The sequence below is a fragment of the Serinicoccus sp. JS2-9 genome (assembly GCF_059025165.1).
The window spans coordinates 1,189,887-1,205,064 of the sequence record NZ_CM180091.1 but is presented as its reverse complement, the minus strand read 5'-3'; the positions used below and the strand labels follow the sequence as shown (position 1 = coordinate 1,205,064).

Here is a 15,178-nt window from a genome sequence, read left to right as displayed (position 1 = left end):
GATCTCGTAGTCAGGGGACATCGACGCGAGGCCAGAGTCGGTCGGCGCCACAGACCTCCGCCGCTTCGAAGATTAGGTGCTGCCGCCATGCCGCTGCTGCGTCGACTCACGTCCACGCCGGTGCTGCTCGCTGCCCTCATCACGCTGACGCTGCTCGTCGCCGGCCCGTTGCGCGAGACCGACCGGTCGCTGCACGGCTTCTGGTCCGACGAGCTCACGCCGGAGTGGACCAGATTCCTGGACCAGGTGCCCAACGCGGTCGCCGGTCAGGCCGTCTGCCTGCCCGTCCTCATCCTCGTGGCGACCGTGCTCGCCTGGAAGCACCGCACCTGGCGTCCGCTGCTCTTCACGGCCGCCGTCGAGCTCGGCTTCTACGCCGTCGTGGGCGGGCTGAAGGTCATCTTGGCCCGCACCTCCCCCAAGGCCGACGACGTGTCGGGCCGCTTCCTCAACGGCGGCGCGGCCGAGCACGGGTGGTACGGCATCAGCTACCCCTCCGGCCACGCCTCCGAGGCCATCCTCTTCTACGGCGCCGCGGCCTATCTCATCGCGATCTACGCCCACCCGGACAGCCGGGTCATGCACCGGCTCGCCTGGCTCATGGGCCTCATCGTGCTCAACTCGATCGGGGTGGCCTACTACCTGGGCTACCACTGGCCGTCCGACCTGCTCGGGGGCATGCTCGTCGGCGCCGTCGTCCTGCGCGTCATCATCGACGTCGACCAGGCCCTCGTCCGGCGGGCGGAGCGGGCTCGCCTCGGCCGCCGCGCCGTCCCGGCCCTGCCGCTCCGCTCGGCGCGGCCCGCCTACGGCCTGGCGGCCTATGAGCTCCCCGTCGAGCACCCGCGGCCGATCGCGTCGGCGGGGCGCCGCGTGCCCGAGCTCGTCCCCTAGCCTGACCGGGTGGGCACCGTTGTGATCGACTGCGTCGTCGTCGGTGGTGGGCAGGCGGGATTGGCTGCGTCCTTCTACCTGCGGCGAGCGGGCGTCGATCACGTCGTCCTCGACGCGCAGGACCGCCCCGGCGGCGCCTGGCGTCACACGTGGCCCTCGTTGCGCCTCTTTTCCCCCGCCGGCTACTCCTCCTTGCCGGGCTGGCGGATGCCGCCCACGCCGGCATCCGACCGGCAGAACCCCGACGCCGACCACGTCATCGACTACCTCGCGCGCTACGAGGAGCGCTACGGCATACCCGTGGAGCGGCCGGTGCGGGTGCGGTCGGTGCACCGCCAGGCCGACGGGTTCCACGTCGAGACCGATCGCGGCCCGTGGAGGGCGCGCGTGGTGGTCGGCGCGACCGGCACCTGGTCGCGACCGTTCGTGCCCGCCGTCCCGGGGATCGGCGACTTCGGCGGCACGCAGGTCCACAGCGCGAGGTATACCGGTCCCGCCTCCTTCGCGGGTCGGCGGGTGCTGGTCGTCGGTGGCGCCAACTCCGGCGCCCAGATCGCGGCCGACCTGCTCGAGGTGGCCGAGGTCACGTGGGCGACGCTGGCGCCGCCGCGCTACCTGCCCGACGAGGTGGACGGGCGTGAGCTCTTCCGGGTCGCGACGGCGCGGCTGCGGGGCGAGGGCGAGGGCGTCGGCGGGCTGGGCGACATCGTGGCGGTGCCGCCGGTGCGCGAGGCCCGGGACCGTGGGGCACTGGTCGCGACCCCGATGGTGCAGCAGATGACGGCCCGAGGCGCGATCGGTGCCGACGGCCTCGAGCAGCCCTACGACGCGGTGGTCTGGTGCACCGGCTTCCGACCCGAGCTGTCGTGGGCCCACGGGCTGGACCTGCCGCGGGTCAACGGACGGGTGGTCACGGACGGGACACCGATGGTGCCGGGGCTGCCCGGCCTCTTCCTGCTGGGGTACGGCGACTGGTGCGGCCCCGCGTCCGCGACGCTCATCGGCGTGGGCCAGTGGGCGCGGCTGGTCGGCGAGCATGCTGCCGCGCAGGTGTCCTCGGTCTCGCGGAGGGGGTGACCCCACGCTCTGGACAGCGGATTCTGGGGCCCGTTCCCCAGAAGACTCTGTCCAGAACGTCGGGGCGGGGAGGCTCGCGGCGGGCCGGAGACAGGGGCGGGACGGGGACAGTGGCCGCTGACCGTGGAATTCGACCACGGCTTCTCGCGCCAAGGCGATACTTCCGGTGGTCGAATCCGGGGTCACACGAGCCCGAACGTCTCTAGGGGGCCGCGGGCGTCAGGACCCGCCGCACCGCTTCCTCGACGAGCGCCGCGTCGGCCGATCCGGCTCCCGGCTCGGTGTCGAGGGCCCGGTGGATCGTCAGGCCCTCGATCAGCGCGTCCAGCAGCCGCGCTGTCGTCGCGTCGACGTGCCGCTCGAGCGCCGCTCGGCTGCGCCTCATCCAGTCGCGGGTGATGCTCCGGTATGCCGGTTCGCGCGCCGCGAGGGTGTAGAGCTCGTGGGTGAGGACGAGGGAGCGCCGGCTGTCGAAGACGTCCTCGGTGATGAGCGCGGCCACCGCCGCCGCGGCCTCGTCGGGGCCGGCCGCCGACCCCAGCCGCCGCTCGAACTGCTCCGCGACCGAGTCGGCGAACCGGCCGAAGGCCTCGGTGAGCAGCTGCTGCATACCGTCGAAGTGGTAGGTCATCGAGCCGAGCGGGACGTCGGCCGCCGCGGCGACGCGGCGGTGCGAGCAGCCAGCGACCCCGTGCTCGGCGATCACGTCGAGGCAGGCGTCGACGATCCGGTCGCGCCGCTCGGGGTCGTGCCGACGGGGGCGCGCTGCGGGGGCCACGCTCAGATCTCCTTGACGACCCTGGCCGGATTGCCCAGCGCGACCACGTTGGCGGGCAGGTCCTTGGTCACGACGGCCCCGGCGCCGACGACAGTGTTGTCGCCGATCGTGACACCGGGACACACGATGACGCCGCCTCCCAGCCAGACGTTGTCACCCAGCGTGATCGGCGCGGCGGCCTCCAGCTTGTCGCGGCGGGGCTCGGGGTCGACCGGGTGGGTCGGCGTCAGCAGCTGCACGTTGGGCCCGATCTGGCAGTCCTCGCCGATCGTGATGGGCGCGACGTCGAGCAGCACGAGCCCGTAGTTGGCGAAGGTCCGGGCGCCGACGCGGGTGTGCACGCCGTAGTCGCAGTAGACCGGCGGCTTGAGGTAGGCGTCCTCCCCCAGCTCGCCGAGCAGCTCCTCGAGGACCTCGCGGGCGGTGTCGGGGTCCTCAGCGGTGCGCCGTGCATACTCGGCCTGCAGCCGCAGCGCCCGCTGGGCGATCTGCGCGCTCTCCGGGTCGTCCGCGATGTAGAGATCCCCGGCGAGCATCCGCTCCCGGTTGGTGCGTGCGTCTCCGGCGAAGTAGTCCTTCACGCGTACGATCGTACACACACCACGGCGCCGCCTACGACAGTCCCTGCGAGGACCCGAAACCCCCGCGGTGACCGGCCGCGCGATATGCCGTGACTGGCCGCAGGAGATGCCGTGACCGGCCGCGTGGAATGTCGTGATCGACCGTGAAATTCGACCATGGGTTGTCGTGCCTTGGCGCAATAACCCATGGTCGAATTCGGCAACAGGGGCGGCGCAGGACAGCCGAACCTTGCTGGTCCGGGACTGCCCGAGGCCCCTAGCGTCGGTCTCCTCCGACGAAAGGATCCGGTCATGGGGTGGCTGGCACTGGGGTTATTCGTGCTCTACGCGGTGCTGGGCTTCGGCTGGCGCAGCTGGGTGCAGTGGCGACGCACGGGAGACCACGGTATGCGCGGCTTCCGCGGGCGTACGGGATCCACCGAGTGGTGGGCCGGCGTCAGCTTCGGACTCGCCGCGCTCCTCGTGGCGTTGGGACCGATCGACGCCATCGCCGGATGGACGCCAATCACACCACTACAGCAATCGTCGCTCGCGGCCCTCGGGGTCATCCTGACCGTGACCGGCATCGCCGGCACGGTCTGGACCCAGCTCGCGATGGGAGCCAGCTGGCGGGTCGGCGTCGACAAGAGCGAGCGCACCGACCTCGTGACCACCGGCCCCTTCGGCCTCGCGCGCAACCCGATCTTCACCATGATGCTCCTGACCGTGGCAGGGTTGTGCCTCATGGCGCCGACTGCCACCTCGCTCGCAGGTCTCGTCCTCTTCGTCGTCGCGATCCAGCTGCAGGTCCGGGTCGTCGAGGAGCCCTATCTGCGTCGCACCCACGGCGAGGGGTATGCCGCCTACACCGCCACCGTGGGCCGCTTCCTGCCTGGCGTCGGCCACGTCGGGGATCGGTCATGACCGCGCTCTCGGCGCCCCTGTCGGCATCGCGTCGGGGCGCCCTGCAACGGCGGGCGCGGCTGCTGGCGCTGGCCTCGGTGGTCTACAACGTCCTCGAGGCGGTCGTCGCCATCGCGGCTGGACTGGTGGCCGGCTCGGTCGCGCTCATCGGCTTCGGGCTGGACTCGGTCGTCGAGGTGAGCAGCGGACTCATCGTCCTGTGGCAGTTCAGCCACCGCCTGCCCGAGCAGCGGGAGCGGCAGGCGCTGCGGCTCATGGCGATCGCCTTCTTCGCGCTCACCGCCCTGGTGGGTGTCGAGTCGATCCGGGCGCTGCTCTCGGGGCGGGAGGCGGAGACCTCGGTGGTCGGGATCGGGCTCGCCGTCGCGTCGCTCATCATCATGCCCGTCCTGTCGTGGGCCCAGCGTCGCACCGGCCGCGCGCTCGGCTCCAACGCAGTCGTCGCCGACGGCACGCAGACCTTGCTGTGCACCTATCTCTCCGCGGTGCTGCTCGTCGGCCTCGTGCTCAACGCCACTCTCGGCTGGTCCTGGGCGGACCCGCTGGCCGGGCTGGTCATCGCCGGCATCGCACTGCGCGAGGGCATCCTCGCCTGGCAGGGCAAGGGCTGCTGCGCGCCGTCAGGCACCGGCGGGTGTGGCTGCTCCGACGCGGACTGCCGCTGCTGACCCACCACCGCCACGCGCTCCCGAGCCCGACCGCCCCAGGCGGCGAGCGCCAGAGCGAGCGCGATCCCGGCCCAGGTATGCCGCGTCGTAGCGGAAGGTGACGGCACCGTCGGTACGGTCCAGGGTCGCCGCCGCTCGGCCCGCCTTGAGCACGGTCGCTCGGCGGACGTCCCGTGGGTCGACCCGCTGCATCGCAGTCACGACTGGCTCTGGGAAGTGCTCCTGCGCCGGAGCACCAACTCGAGGCCGAGGACGTCGAGGACGCGCACCAGCAGGTCGAGGCGGACTGATGGCTTGCCACCTTCGAGCTCGCGCACGAAGCGCTCGGAGACCCCGGCGAGATCGGCGAGATCGGCTTGCCGTAGCCCCAAGGCGCGGCATCGCTAGACCATCTGGGTCGCGTCCATCATGCTCGAGACCTCCAGACCGGCACGATCGTGCCGAGAGGGACCAGAAATGCCACGCACGATGCGTCGACGCCAGCCGTGTCGGCAAACTTTTGCCGATTCAGTCAGCGACTCACCGCGGCGAGCCGGTTGCTGCCCCGCACCGGCACGCGCATGCCGGTGCCGGGCTGCACCGGCGCCTAGGGTGGGTCCGTGGAGCAGCAGCCCCGACGTCTGGTGAGCGACACCGCCCTGGTCTACGAAGGCGGAGGGATGCGAGCGTCATACACCTCGGGGTTGGTGGTGGCGCTCATCGAGGCGGGGATCGACCTCGGCTGGGTGGGCGGGATCTCGGCGGGGGCGAGCAACACCTGCAACACGCTGTCGCGCGACGCCTGGCGCGCGCGGCACAGCTTCACCGACTTCGCGTCCGACCCGCGCTTCGGTGACTGGTGGACGTTCGCGCGGGGGCAGGGGTGGTTCAACGCGGAGTACATCTACGAGCAGACGGCCCTGCCGCACCAGGCACTGCCCTTCGACTTCGAGACCTTCGCCACGCACCCAGCCCAGGTGCGGATCGGCGCCTTCGACGCCGAGAGCGGCGACCAGATCTATTGGGGCAGAAAGGATCTCGCGTCGATGCGGGACCTCATGGTGCGGGTCCGCGCCTCGTCGACGATGCCGGTTGTCATGCCGCCGGTGACGATCGACGGGCGGGTCTACGTCGACGGCGCGCTCGGGCCCTCGGGTGGGATCCCGCTGGACGCGGCGCGGGCGGACGGCTTCAGGAAGTTCCTCGTCGTGCTGACGCAGGAGCGTGGCTACGTCAAGGGGCCGCAGCGGGCGCAGGGCTTCCTGCGGCGGCACTTCCGCCGCTATCCCGCGGTGCCTGAGGCGATGGCGCTCCGGGCGGCCCGCTACAACGCGGTGCGCGAGGAGCTGTGGGAGCTCGAGGCGAGCGGTGCGGCATACCTCTTCGTGCCGGAGCGGATGCCCGTCGGCAACGGTGAGCGCGACGTCGCGAAGCTGCGCGCGAGCCACGAGGCCGGTCTCGCCCAAGCCCGACGCGAGTTGCCCACGATCCGGGACTTCCTCGGCCTCCCCCAACCCTGACCGGCCGCACGATATGCCGTGACTGGCCGCACGGTATGCGCGCATATCGCGCGGCCAGTCCGAACAGAACGCGCGGCCAGTCACGACACATCGCGCGGCCAGTCACGACATATCGCGCGGCCAGTCACGACATATCGCGCGGTCAGTCGAGGAAGTCGCGGAGCAGGTCGGTGAGAAATGCCGGGGCGTCCTCGTTGAGGGTGTGGCCGGCGCCCTCGACGATGCGCAGCTGCGCCTGGGGTATGCCGTTCGCCAGGGCGCGCGAGCCCAGCTGGTTGGCCTTGTCCTTAGCTCCGACGAGCACGAGCGTCGGCGCCTGGATCTGCCCGAGCGCGTCGCTCAGGTCGGCGGCGCGGGCGGCCTCGAGCACCTGCAGCAGCCGCTCCTTGGAGACCCCGGAGTCGGCCAGGCGGGAGGCCGGCACGAGCTTGAGCGCGGCCGACTGGGCGCGCATGATCAGCCGCGGCGGCCGCACCTGGCCGCCGATGAGCACCAGCCGCCTCACCCGCTCGGGGAAGTCTGCGGCGAGGCGGGTCGCGACCATCGCGCCGTAGGACAGCCCGCAGACATCGACCTGCCGCAGCCCCTCGAGCATGAGCTGCTGGTCCAACGCCGCGGCGGCGTCCGGCAGCGACATGACCTCCTGCCCGGTCGGCCGCAGACCGGGCACCCACGGCGTCAGCAGCCGGCGACTGCCGTAGAGCGCGACGACGACGTCCTCCCAGGCCATCGGGGCCTGCCCGACGCCGTGGAGCAGCACCAGCGGGGTGGGCGGCGCCTGCTCGGCGCCCTCCGGCTCAGGCACGCGGCCCGCCCGCCTGCTCGTCCTCGACTCCGCCGGCGTCGGCGCCCGTGTCGGCGTCGTCCTCGACACCACCATCGTCGGAGGCGTCCTCCCGGTCGGCACCCTCGTCGGAGGCGCCCTCGTCGGAACCGCCCTGCCGGTCGGCGCGCTGCGCACCCGCCTCGGCTTCCGGTTCCATGCAGTTCTCGCCCGCGTCCCGCTCGTTGAAGTCCTCGGGTCGGTCGTCCTCGTCCCGTCCCCTGGCCGGCGCGGCCTCGCCCTCACCCTCGGCCGGCGCAGCCTCATCCGCACCCTCCCCGTCGCCGTGCGGGTCACCGACGCAGAACTCGTTGCCCGCCGGGTCCACCATCACGGTCCACCCGAAGCCGTCGACGTCGTGCGTGCGCACCACATCGGCACCGAGCTCGACGAGCCGCGCCACCTCCTGCGCGCGCACGCCGCCCGACAGGTCGAGGTGGAGGCGGTTCTTGCCCGGCGTGGGGTCGTCCACCCGCTGCAGCCCCAGGGCAGGCTCCCCGCCGAGGACGAGGAAGTCGTCCCAGTCCACCGTGATCTCGGTCTGCAGCGCCTGGGTCCAGAACTCCGCCAGCTCGCGCGGGTTCTCGCAGTCGATGGTCACCATGCTCACAGCCAGCATCCGCGGGGCTCCTCGGGTCGGGGTGGGGTCAGGCCCTTCACGGTACCCATTCCCGCCCCCGCCCGCGTCCCTCAGCCGGCAGTGAAGTCGTGCCACTCCCCCTCCGACACCACCTCGACCCGGTCACCGTCGACCACGATCGCGCTCTGATCGTCGAGGATGTAGGACGGCCCGTCGATCCTCGCTGCCCACTCCCGCGCCTTGGCCAGGGTGTTCGTCGGGAACACGTCCAGGTGCGGGAAGATCGAGAAGTCCACGACCCCGAGGGTGCGGTCGCTGCCGTCCGGCCGCCGCCACGCGACCAACTCCGGCCCGATCCGCGGCGGCATTACCATGCTCCCCGCGCTGAGGCCGACCCAGACCTTGTCCGGCCAGGTCGGCAGGAGGTCGGCGAGCCCGGTCTCCCGCATCCAGTGCGCGAGGTAGTCGGCCGCGCCACCAGAGGCGAGCAGCACGTCGGCCTCCTCGATCCAGGGCACCCACCGCTCGCGGCCCACCGTGGGCAGCGCGGTCAGCTCCAGCACCCCGACCGAGGCCCACCCCAGGTCGACCATCGGCACGGGCATGGTCCCGGTGATGAAACGGCCTGCGTTGGCGGGCCCGCACATCGGGTGGCCGTACTCCGCCGTCGGGATCGCGAGCGCGTGGCACTCCTCGATCGGGCGTCCGAGCAGGTCGACCAGGGCCTCCCGGATGCTGGGGTTGCAGACTCCTCCGGACGTGAGCAGCAGCTTCACGGCACCTCCTGGTGGGTGGGGCGAGGACGGTCATGCAGACCGACCGGGCCAGGCGACGGAACTCATCGCCCTGGTCACCCTAGGCCGCGCCCTCCCGCCCGGGGACCCCGTGCGCGCCGCGCCGGGTGGAATGGTCCGGCCCCGCCCACACGTTGCCCCCACGACAGACAGGCCCGTCGAAAGGATGCACATGCCCACCCGTACCGCACGCACCGCCTGGACCGGCTCCCTGCAGGAGGGCTCCGGCAAGGTCGAGCTCACCAGCTCCCAGCTCGACACCTACGACGTCTCCTTCCCCACCCGCAGCGCCGACTCGGCCGACGGCCACACCTCCCCCGAGGAGCTCATCGCGGCCGCGCACTCCTCCTGCTACGCCATGCAGCTCTCGGCGCTCATCGCCGAGGCCGGCGGCACGCCGCAGGCCCTGGACGTCTCCGCCGGCGTGTCGCTCGGCGAGGACCCCGCCGGCGGCTTCCGCCTCACCGGCATCGCGCTCACCGTGCGCGGCGAGGTGGACGGTCTCGACGAGGCCGGCTTCGTCCAGGCCGCCGAGGACGCCAAGGCCGGCTGCCCGGTCAGCAAGGCGCTCACCGGCGTCGAGATCACCCTCGACGCGGCACTGGAGTCCTGAGCGGGACCCGACCTCACGGCATACCTCATCGGCCCAGGCGTTCGCGTGAACGCCTGGGCCGATGACGCGCCCGCCCCGATCGGCTCATTCGTTCACGTGCGCGGATGAGTCGCTCCCGCCCGGGCGTGTCGCGTCACGACGACGCGTCACCGGACCGTCGCGGCCCGTCTGCGATGCTCGGGGGTATGCCGTCCGCTCACCCCTCCCTGCCCCGCACCGGCGAGCACGTCCGGCTCTCGTGGCGCTCGCCCGGGGTGGTGCAGGTCCAGCTGCACCGCCCGGACAAGCTCAACGCGCTCACCCTGGAGATGCTCGACGACCTCGTGACGACCGCGCACGGCCTGCGCCGGGAGCAGAGCGTGCGGGCGGTCGTCCTCTCTGGCGCGGGTGACGCCTTCTGCGCCGGCCTCGACCTGCGCTCGGCCCTGCGCGACCGGACCGGGATCGCCCGCCGTTTCCTCCCTCGGCCGTGGCGCGGCACCAACACCTTCCAGGAGGCCTGCTGGGCCTGGCGGCGCCTCCCCGTCCCCGTCGTCGCCGCTGTGCATGGGCACTGCCTCGGCGCCGGGATCCAGCTGGCCCTCGGGGCCGACCTGCGCACCACCGCCCCCGATGCCACCTGGTCGGTCCGCGAGGCCCGCTGGGGCCTGGTCCCCGACATGAGCGGGGTCCGCTCCCTCACCGAGCTGGTCGGGATCGACGTCGCCAAGGAGCTGACCCTGACCGCCCGCCTCGTGCCCGGCGCCGAGGCCGCCGAGCTGGGCCTGGCCACCCGCGTCGCCGACGACCCGCTCGCCGCGGCCGACGAGCTCGTCGCCGCCATGGTGGAGCACGACCGACGGGCCCTGGCCCGCGCCAAGCAGCTCTTCACCCGCTCGTGGACCTCCTCGGCCCGCCGCACCTTCGCCCGGGAGCGTCGCGCCCAGCTCGAGCTGCTGGCCCGGATGAACGGCTCCGACCTCCCCGGCGGCACCCCCCGCCCCGAGGCCGCCCCCGAGGCCGCCACCCAGGCCACCCCCGCCGACGCGCCCCGCGCTGCCAGCCCTCCCCGCACCGACCACCCCGGCGAGGCGTCCGGTCGAGGTGCGGCACGGCATACCCCCTGACAGGCTGTGCCCCGATGACCGAGGCGACCGACCAGACCACCCGCGACGCGGACCACGACGACATCGACGACGTCGGCGTCCTGCCCCAGACCCGCAGCATCACCCGCTGGGACCGCTTCTGGCGACCCTTCTGGATGCTGCCGACCGTCATCGTCATCGTCGCGACCGCGACCGGCGCGCTGCTGCCGGAGTGGGAGAAGACCTTCGACGAGCACCTGCCCTTCGTCTTCCAGGGCGGGCCGGGCGGCGCGCGCGACATGCTCGGCAACATCGCCGGCGCGATGATCTCGGTCACCGGTCTGGTCTTCTCGATCACGATGGTCGTCGTGCAGCTGGCGAGCAGCCAGTTCAGCCCGCGGGTGCTCAGCGACTTCCTGTCGAGCCGGATCACCCAGGCGACCCTGGGGATCTTCGCCGCGACCTTCACCTATGCCCTCACCGTGCTGCGCTCGGTCCGCGGCGACACCGGTGACATCACGGCCTTCGTGCCGCAGATCTCGATCACGCTCGGCTTCCTGTTCGTGCTGGCGAGCGTGGCGATGTTTCTCGCCTTCATCCACCACATCACGACCTCGATCCAGGTCTCCTCGATCGTCTCGCACCTGGGTGAGTCGACGATGGCGGTCACCGACCGCTACTTCCCCCGCGCCGACGACCCCGCCCACCCCGAGCACGCCGCCGAATGGGAGCAGCCGGAAGGCAGCGCGCCGCTCACCGTCGAGTCGCAGGAGCACGGCTACGTCGTCGAGGTCGACCACCGCGGCCTGGTCCGGTGGGCCACCGAGCACGACGCGGTCGTGCAGGTGCTCACCCCGGTCGGTCGCTACGTCACCGAGGGTGCTCCGGCGATCCGGGTATGGGGTGTGCACGTGCCGGGCGCGCCCGTCACCATCGCGGAGGCGCCCTCGCGCGAGGAGGAGGACCAGGCCGAGCTGGAGCGTGAGCTGGACGTCGCGGTGCTGCGTCGCTCGGTCGTCGTCGAGCAGGACCGGGCCTTCAACCAGGACCCGGCGGTCGGCATCCGCAAGCTGGTCGACATCGCCGAGCGGGCGCTCAGCCCGGGCATCAACGACCCGACGACCGCGAGCCAGGTGATGGACGAGATCCACCGGATCCTGCGACGGGTGGTCACGCGGCGCAACCTGCCCCGAGCGGTGCGGCACGACGGTGTCGTCCGGCTCGTCCACACCCCGCAGCGGGTGGAGGAGCTCATCGACCTCGCGCTCGAGGAGGTCCTGCACTACGCGGAGAACTCGCTGCAGGTGCCGCGCCAGGTGCTCTTCATCATCGAGCGGCTGCGCCCGGTCGCGCTACCGGAGTATGCCGAGGCGCTCGACCACTGGGAGCGCGTCGCCGAGCAGATCGTCGAGCGGGCCCGCGCCGACGACGAGGCCGCTCCCACGGAGCAGCGCGGATGACGGAGGAGGGCGGATGATGGTGCTGGCGGCGGCCGAGGACGGCGGCCTCACGCTGCCCGAGCTCACCTGGACCGGGCTCGGGATCTCGCTGGCCGCGCTCGTCGGGTCGATCCTCCTCGGGCAGCTGGTGCGGGTGCTGGTGGCGCGCGCCCTGCGCTGGCGGGGCCGCAGCGCCGAGTCCTCGCAGGTCTTCGGCCGGCTGCTCAGCTGGGTCGTGGTGGCCCTCGGCGTAGGTATCGCGCTCACCGTGCTCTTCCCGAGCGTGCGGCCGGTCAACATCCTCGGCGGCGTCGGGATCATCTCGATCGCGGCCGGTATCGCCTTCCAGACCGTGCTGGGCAACCTCTTCGCCGGCATCATCATCCTGGCGCGGGACCGGATCCAGGTGGGTGACCAGATCGCGCTGCTGGACCAGGCGGGCACGGTCGTGTCGATGGGGCTGAGCTCGACCTCGATCCGCACCTTCGACGGACGGCTCGTGCTGGTGCCCAACGGCACCCTCCACTCCAACCTCGTGACGGTCCAGACCGGCTATGAGCAGGTGCGCAGCTCGATCACCATCGAGCTGGCGGACGACGACGATCTCGCCACCGCGCAGGGGGTGGCGGTGCGGACCATGGTCGGCCTGGCGCCGGTGCTGGACGACCCGGCACCGGAGGCCTTCTTCACCGCGGTGGGCACCAAGGCGGTGGTGCTCGAGCTGCGCTTCTGGTCCGGCGCCCGCCAGCTGGAGACCAAGGAGGCCACCGACGCGGTCATCCGTGCGGTGCTCGCCGCCTTCGCCGAGGCGGGCATCGAGACGACCTCGGACGCGGTGACGGTCGACGCCTCGCCGCGGCTGACGCAGACGCTGAGCCAGCTGTTCGAGGAGAAGCGGGAGTAGTCCTCTGTCCCGCGGCGTGCTGCGGGGTGACGCCCTGGGTGACCGGAGTGCAGCGCGACGGCTGCAGCGGGATGGGTGCGGCGGCATACCCTGACCTGCATGGACGGCCAGATCGAGGTGCGCGGAGCGCGGCTGCACAACCTGCGTGACGTCGACGTCGACCTCCCCCGCGACGCGCTCGTCGCAGTGACCGGGGTGAGCGGGTCGGGCAAGTCGAGCCTGGCGTTCGGGACGATTCACGGCGAGTCGCAGCGGCGCTATCTCGACTCGGTCGCGCCCTACGCGCGTCGGCTGCTGCACGGCGCGCTCGACCCACAGGTGCGCGACGTGCGCGGGCTGCCGCCGACGGTGGCGCTGGAGCAGGGTCGCTCCGGCGCAGGCGCGCGCTCGACCGTCGGCACGGTGACCACGACCGGGTCGACGCTGCGGATGCTGCTGAGCCGGTGCGGGGTCTATCCGGACGGGGCGGAGCGGCTCGACTCCGACCACTTCTCGGCGAACACCGCGGTCGGCGCCTGCCCGGAGTGCGGCGGGCTCGGGGTGGTGCACGAGCCGACCGAGGCCTCGATGGTGCCGGACGACTCGCTCTCCATCGCCGAGGGCGCGATCGCCGCGTGGCCGGGGGCGTGGCTGGGCAAGAACTACCGCGACATCGTCGCGACGCTCGGGCACGACATCGACGCGCCGTGGCGCGAGCTGCCGGAGGAGACGCGGCGCTGGATCCTTTTCACCGACGAGCAGCCGGTGGTCACGGTCGTGCCGACGCGGGACGCCGAGCGGATCAACCGGCCCTATCAGGGGACGTTCTCCTCGGCGGCGCGCTACGTGCGGCGGACGCTCGCCGAGACGAAGAGCGCGACGGCGCGGCGGCGGATGCTGCGTCTCGTGGAGACCAGGGCGTGTCCGGTATGCCGTGGGCGCCGGTTGCGCGCAGACGCGCTGGCGGTCACGTGGCAGGGGCTGGCGATCGACGAAGCGGCCGCGTTGCCGGTGAGCGAGCTGGTGGCGGTGCTGCGCGGGCGGGCGGCGGAGCTCGGGGACGGCTCAGCTGCTGAGGTCGATGGCGACGCGCAGGAGCAGGCCGAGCGGGTGCTGGTGGCCGACCTGCTGGGGCGGCTGGAGCTGCTGCTCGACCTGGGGCTGGGGCACCTGACGCTGGGCCTGCCGGCGGCCGGTGTCTCCTCGGGTGAGCTGCAGCGGCTGCGGCTGGCGACGGCGCTGCGGTCGGGGCTTTTCGGCGTGGTCTATGTGCTCGACGAGCCGTCGGCCGGTTTGCACCCGCGAGATGTCGACCAGCTCATGGGGCTGCTGGGGGCGCTGGTGGCCGCGGGAAACACCGTCGTCGTGGTCGAGCACGACATGGTGGTCGTGCAGCGATGCGACTGGGTGGTCGACGTGGGGCCGGGCGCGGGGCGGGACGGCGGCGAGGTGCTGTGGTCCGGGCCGGTCGACGGGCTGAGGGGGGTAGCGGAGTCGCCGACCGCGGTGTACCTGTACGAGCCGGTCCACGCCGCGGAGGTGCTGGACTCTGGGACCGCCAGCCGTGCGCCGACGCCGACCGGGACGTTGGAGCTGCGCGGGCTGTCACGGCATACCGTGTGGGGCGTCGACCTGGACCTGCCGCTCGGGGTCGTGACCGTGGTGACGGGCGTGTCCGGGTCGGGCAAGACGAGCCTGCTCGACGCGGTGCACGACGTCGTCGGGGCGCAGTTGGCGCGGGTGGAGGATCTCGAGGACGCCGGGGAGGAAGACGACGCCGGGACCGGCAGCGACGGCGCGGGTGGGGCCGATGGGTCGGGCGGATCGGTGCGTGCCCGGGGCCAGGGTGCGCCGACGCGGGTCGTGCGGATCACGCAGAAGCCGATCGGCCGGTCACCGCGCTCGACGCTGGCGACGTATACCGGGCTGTGGGACGCGGTGCGCAAGACCTTTGCGGCGACGCCGGAGGCGAAGGCCCGCGGCTTCGGTGCGGGGCGCTTCAGTTTCAACACGGCCGCCGGGCAGTGCCCGACGTGCGGGGGTGAGGGCGCGGTGGCGGTGGAGCTGCTCTTCCTGCCCGGGACGTATGCCCCGTGCCCGACCTGCCACGGCGACCGGTTCGCGCCGGAGACGCTGGAGGTGCGGTGGCAGGGGCATACCGTCGCCGATCTCCTCCGGATGAGTGTGCGGGAGGCGCGGGAAGCGCTGGCGGACGTGCCGGCGGCCGCGCGGGCGCTCGACGCGCTGGCTGCGCTGGGGCTGGGCTACCTGCAGCTGGGGCAGTCCGCCACCGAGCTTTCCGGGGGCGAGGCGCAGCGGATCAAGCTCGCGACCGAGCTGCAGAAGCAGCGCCGCAGCGCCACGCTCTACCTCTTCGACGAGCCGACCACCGGCTTGCACCCCGCCGACGTGCACCGGCTCCTGGCGCAGCTGCACGCGCTCGCGGCGGGAGGACACACCGTCGTCGTGGCCGAGCACGACCCGGTGGCTGTGGCGACGGCAGACGTAGTGGTCGAGCTGGGGCCGGGTGCTGGGGATGAAGGCGGCCGGATCGTGGCGGTCCGTGGGCGGACGTGACATCA

Annotated in this window: 16 protein-coding genes; 10 read left to right on the top strand and 6 right to left on the bottom strand. The window is 72.5% G+C overall.

From position 1 onward, the window contains the following. Nucleotides 1-87 precede the first annotated feature (87 nt). Nucleotides 88-894: a phosphatase PAP2 family protein gene (locus AC5PYY_RS05995; protein WP_493898871.1), complete on the top strand. Its 807-nt coding sequence runs from the start codon at nt 88-90 to the stop codon at nt 892-894. Between the two features lie 9 nt (nt 895-903). After that, a complete protein-coding gene (locus tag AC5PYY_RS05990; RefSeq protein ID WP_493898870.1) occupies nt 904-1,971 on the top strand; it encodes an ArsO family NAD(P)H-dependent flavin-containing monooxygenase in 1,068 nt (355 codons plus the stop codon). A gap of 202 nt (nt 1,972-2,173) precedes the next feature. On the opposite strand, the gene AC5PYY_RS05985 is transcribed toward AC5PYY_RS05990, so the two are convergent. Further along, entirely contained in the window at nt 2,174-2,749 is a 576-nt protein-coding gene (locus AC5PYY_RS05985) for a TetR/AcrR family transcriptional regulator (RefSeq protein WP_493898869.1), read from the bottom strand. A gap of 2 nt (nt 2,750-2,751) precedes the next feature. Then, the gene (locus tag AC5PYY_RS05980; protein WP_493899332.1) at nt 2,752-3,285 is read right to left on the bottom strand and encodes a sugar O-acetyltransferase; all 534 of its coding nucleotides are present in this window, start codon (nt 3,283-3,285) and stop codon (nt 2,752-2,754) included. 336 nt (nt 3,286-3,621) lie between these two features. Between AC5PYY_RS05980 and AC5PYY_RS05975 the strand changes: the two genes are divergently transcribed. Both AC5PYY_RS05975 and AC5PYY_RS05970 read left to right on the top strand, forming a co-directional pair. Continuing rightward, nucleotides 3,622-4,233 (top strand): methyltransferase family protein, encoded by a 612-nt coding sequence (locus AC5PYY_RS05975; protein ID WP_493898868.1) that lies wholly within the window; start codon nt 3,622-3,624, stop codon nt 4,231-4,233. Then, nucleotides 4,230-4,901 (top strand): cation diffusion facilitator family transporter, encoded by a 672-nt coding sequence (locus AC5PYY_RS05970; RefSeq protein WP_493898867.1) that lies wholly within the window; start codon nt 4,230-4,232, stop codon nt 4,899-4,901. The genes AC5PYY_RS05975 and AC5PYY_RS05970 overlap by 4 nt, the downstream gene beginning before the upstream one ends. 197 nt (nt 4,902-5,098) lie before the next feature. Here the strand turns inward: AC5PYY_RS05970 and AC5PYY_RS05965 are convergent, their stop codons facing one another. After that, complete coding sequence (locus AC5PYY_RS05965) at nt 5,099-5,272, bottom strand: type II toxin-antitoxin system Y4mF family antitoxin (RefSeq protein WP_493898866.1); 174 nt, start codon at nt 5,270-5,272, stop codon at nt 5,099-5,101. Nucleotides 5,273-5,500: 228 nt separating this feature from the next. On the opposite strand from AC5PYY_RS05965, the gene AC5PYY_RS05960 reads away from it, so the two are divergent. Further along, a complete protein-coding gene (locus AC5PYY_RS05960) occupies nt 5,501-6,400 on the top strand; it encodes a patatin-like phospholipase family protein (protein WP_493898865.1) in 900 nt (299 codons plus the stop codon). Nucleotides 6,401-6,542: 142 nt separating this feature from the next. Here AC5PYY_RS05960 and AC5PYY_RS05955 read toward each other — a convergent pair whose 3' ends face one another. From AC5PYY_RS05955 to AC5PYY_RS05945, 3 genes are all read right to left on the bottom strand, one after another. Then, a complete protein-coding gene (locus AC5PYY_RS05955; protein ID WP_493898864.1) occupies nt 6,543-7,205 on the bottom strand; it encodes an alpha/beta fold hydrolase in 663 nt (220 codons plus the stop codon). Then, complete coding sequence (locus AC5PYY_RS05950) at nt 7,198-7,842, bottom strand: VOC family protein (RefSeq protein ID WP_493898863.1); 645 nt, start codon at nt 7,840-7,842, stop codon at nt 7,198-7,200. Before AC5PYY_RS05950 ends, AC5PYY_RS05955 begins: the two co-directional genes overlap by 8 nt. A 71-nt stretch (nt 7,843-7,913) precedes the next feature. After that, nucleotides 7,914-8,579, bottom strand: coding sequence for a Type 1 glutamine amidotransferase-like domain-containing protein (locus AC5PYY_RS05945; protein ID WP_493898862.1), 666 nt, complete (start codon nt 8,577-8,579; stop codon nt 7,914-7,916). 190 nt (nt 8,580-8,769) lie between these two features. Here AC5PYY_RS05945 and AC5PYY_RS05940 point away from each other — a divergent pair, with 190 nt between their 5' ends. The 5 genes from AC5PYY_RS05940 (at nt 8,770) to AC5PYY_RS05920 (ending at nt 15,173) form a co-directional block, all read left to right on the top strand. Next, nucleotides 8,770-9,210, top strand: a complete 441-nt coding sequence (locus AC5PYY_RS05940; protein WP_493898861.1) for an OsmC family protein — start codon at nt 8,770-8,772, stop codon at nt 9,208-9,210. A 185-nt stretch (nt 9,211-9,395) separates the two neighbouring features. After that, entirely contained in the window at nt 9,396-10,316 is a 921-nt protein-coding gene (locus AC5PYY_RS05935; protein WP_493898860.1) for a crotonase/enoyl-CoA hydratase family protein, read from the top strand. Nucleotides 10,317-10,330: 14 nt separating this feature from the next. Beyond that, nucleotides 10,331-11,734 (top strand): DUF2254 domain-containing protein, encoded by a 1,404-nt coding sequence (locus tag AC5PYY_RS05930; protein ID WP_493898859.1) that lies wholly within the window; start codon nt 10,331-10,333, stop codon nt 11,732-11,734. A 13-nt stretch (nt 11,735-11,747) separates the two neighbouring features. Beyond that, complete coding sequence (locus AC5PYY_RS05925; RefSeq protein WP_493898858.1) at nt 11,748-12,617, top strand: mechanosensitive ion channel family protein; 870 nt, start codon at nt 11,748-11,750, stop codon at nt 12,615-12,617. Nucleotides 12,618-12,716: 99 nt separating this feature from the next. Continuing rightward, nucleotides 12,717-15,173: an AAA family ATPase gene (locus AC5PYY_RS05920; RefSeq protein ID WP_493898857.1), complete on the top strand. Its 2,457-nt coding sequence runs from the start codon at nt 12,717-12,719 to the stop codon at nt 15,171-15,173. Nucleotides 15,174-15,178 lie beyond the last annotated feature (5 nt).

What these genes read in the sequence shown, in the direction of transcription:
- AC5PYY_RS05920 (WP_493898857.1), top strand. Translation starts at nt 12,717, where the DNA reads ATGGACGGCCAGATCGAGGTGCGCGGAGCGCGGCTGCACAACCTGCGT.
- AC5PYY_RS05970 (WP_493898867.1), top strand. Translation starts at nt 4,230, where the DNA reads ATGACCGCGCTCTCGGCGCCCCTGTCGGCATCGCGTCGGGGCGCCCTG.
- AC5PYY_RS05940 (WP_493898861.1), top strand. Translation starts at nt 8,770, where the DNA reads ATGCCCACCCGTACCGCACGCACCGCCTGGACCGGCTCCCTGCAGGAG.
- AC5PYY_RS05930 (WP_493898859.1), top strand. Translation starts at nt 10,331, where the DNA reads ATGACCGAGGCGACCGACCAGACCACCCGCGACGCGGACCACGACGAC.
- AC5PYY_RS05980 (WP_493899332.1), bottom strand. Translation starts at nt 3,285, where the DNA reads ATGCTCGCCGGGGATCTCTACATCGCGGACGACCCGGAGAGCGCGCAG.
- AC5PYY_RS05995 (WP_493898871.1), top strand. Translation starts at nt 88, where the DNA reads ATGCCGCTGCTGCGTCGACTCACGTCCACGCCGGTGCTGCTCGCTGCC.
- AC5PYY_RS05950 (WP_493898863.1), bottom strand. Translation starts at nt 7,842, where the DNA reads ATGCTGGCTGTGAGCATGGTGACCATCGACTGCGAGAACCCGCGCGAG.
- AC5PYY_RS05935 (WP_493898860.1), top strand. Translation starts at nt 9,396, where the DNA reads ATGCCGTCCGCTCACCCCTCCCTGCCCCGCACCGGCGAGCACGTCCGG.
- AC5PYY_RS05925 (WP_493898858.1), top strand. Translation starts at nt 11,748, where the DNA reads ATGATGGTGCTGGCGGCGGCCGAGGACGGCGGCCTCACGCTGCCCGAG.
- AC5PYY_RS05975 (WP_493898868.1), top strand. Translation starts at nt 3,622, where the DNA reads ATGGGGTGGCTGGCACTGGGGTTATTCGTGCTCTACGCGGTGCTGGGC.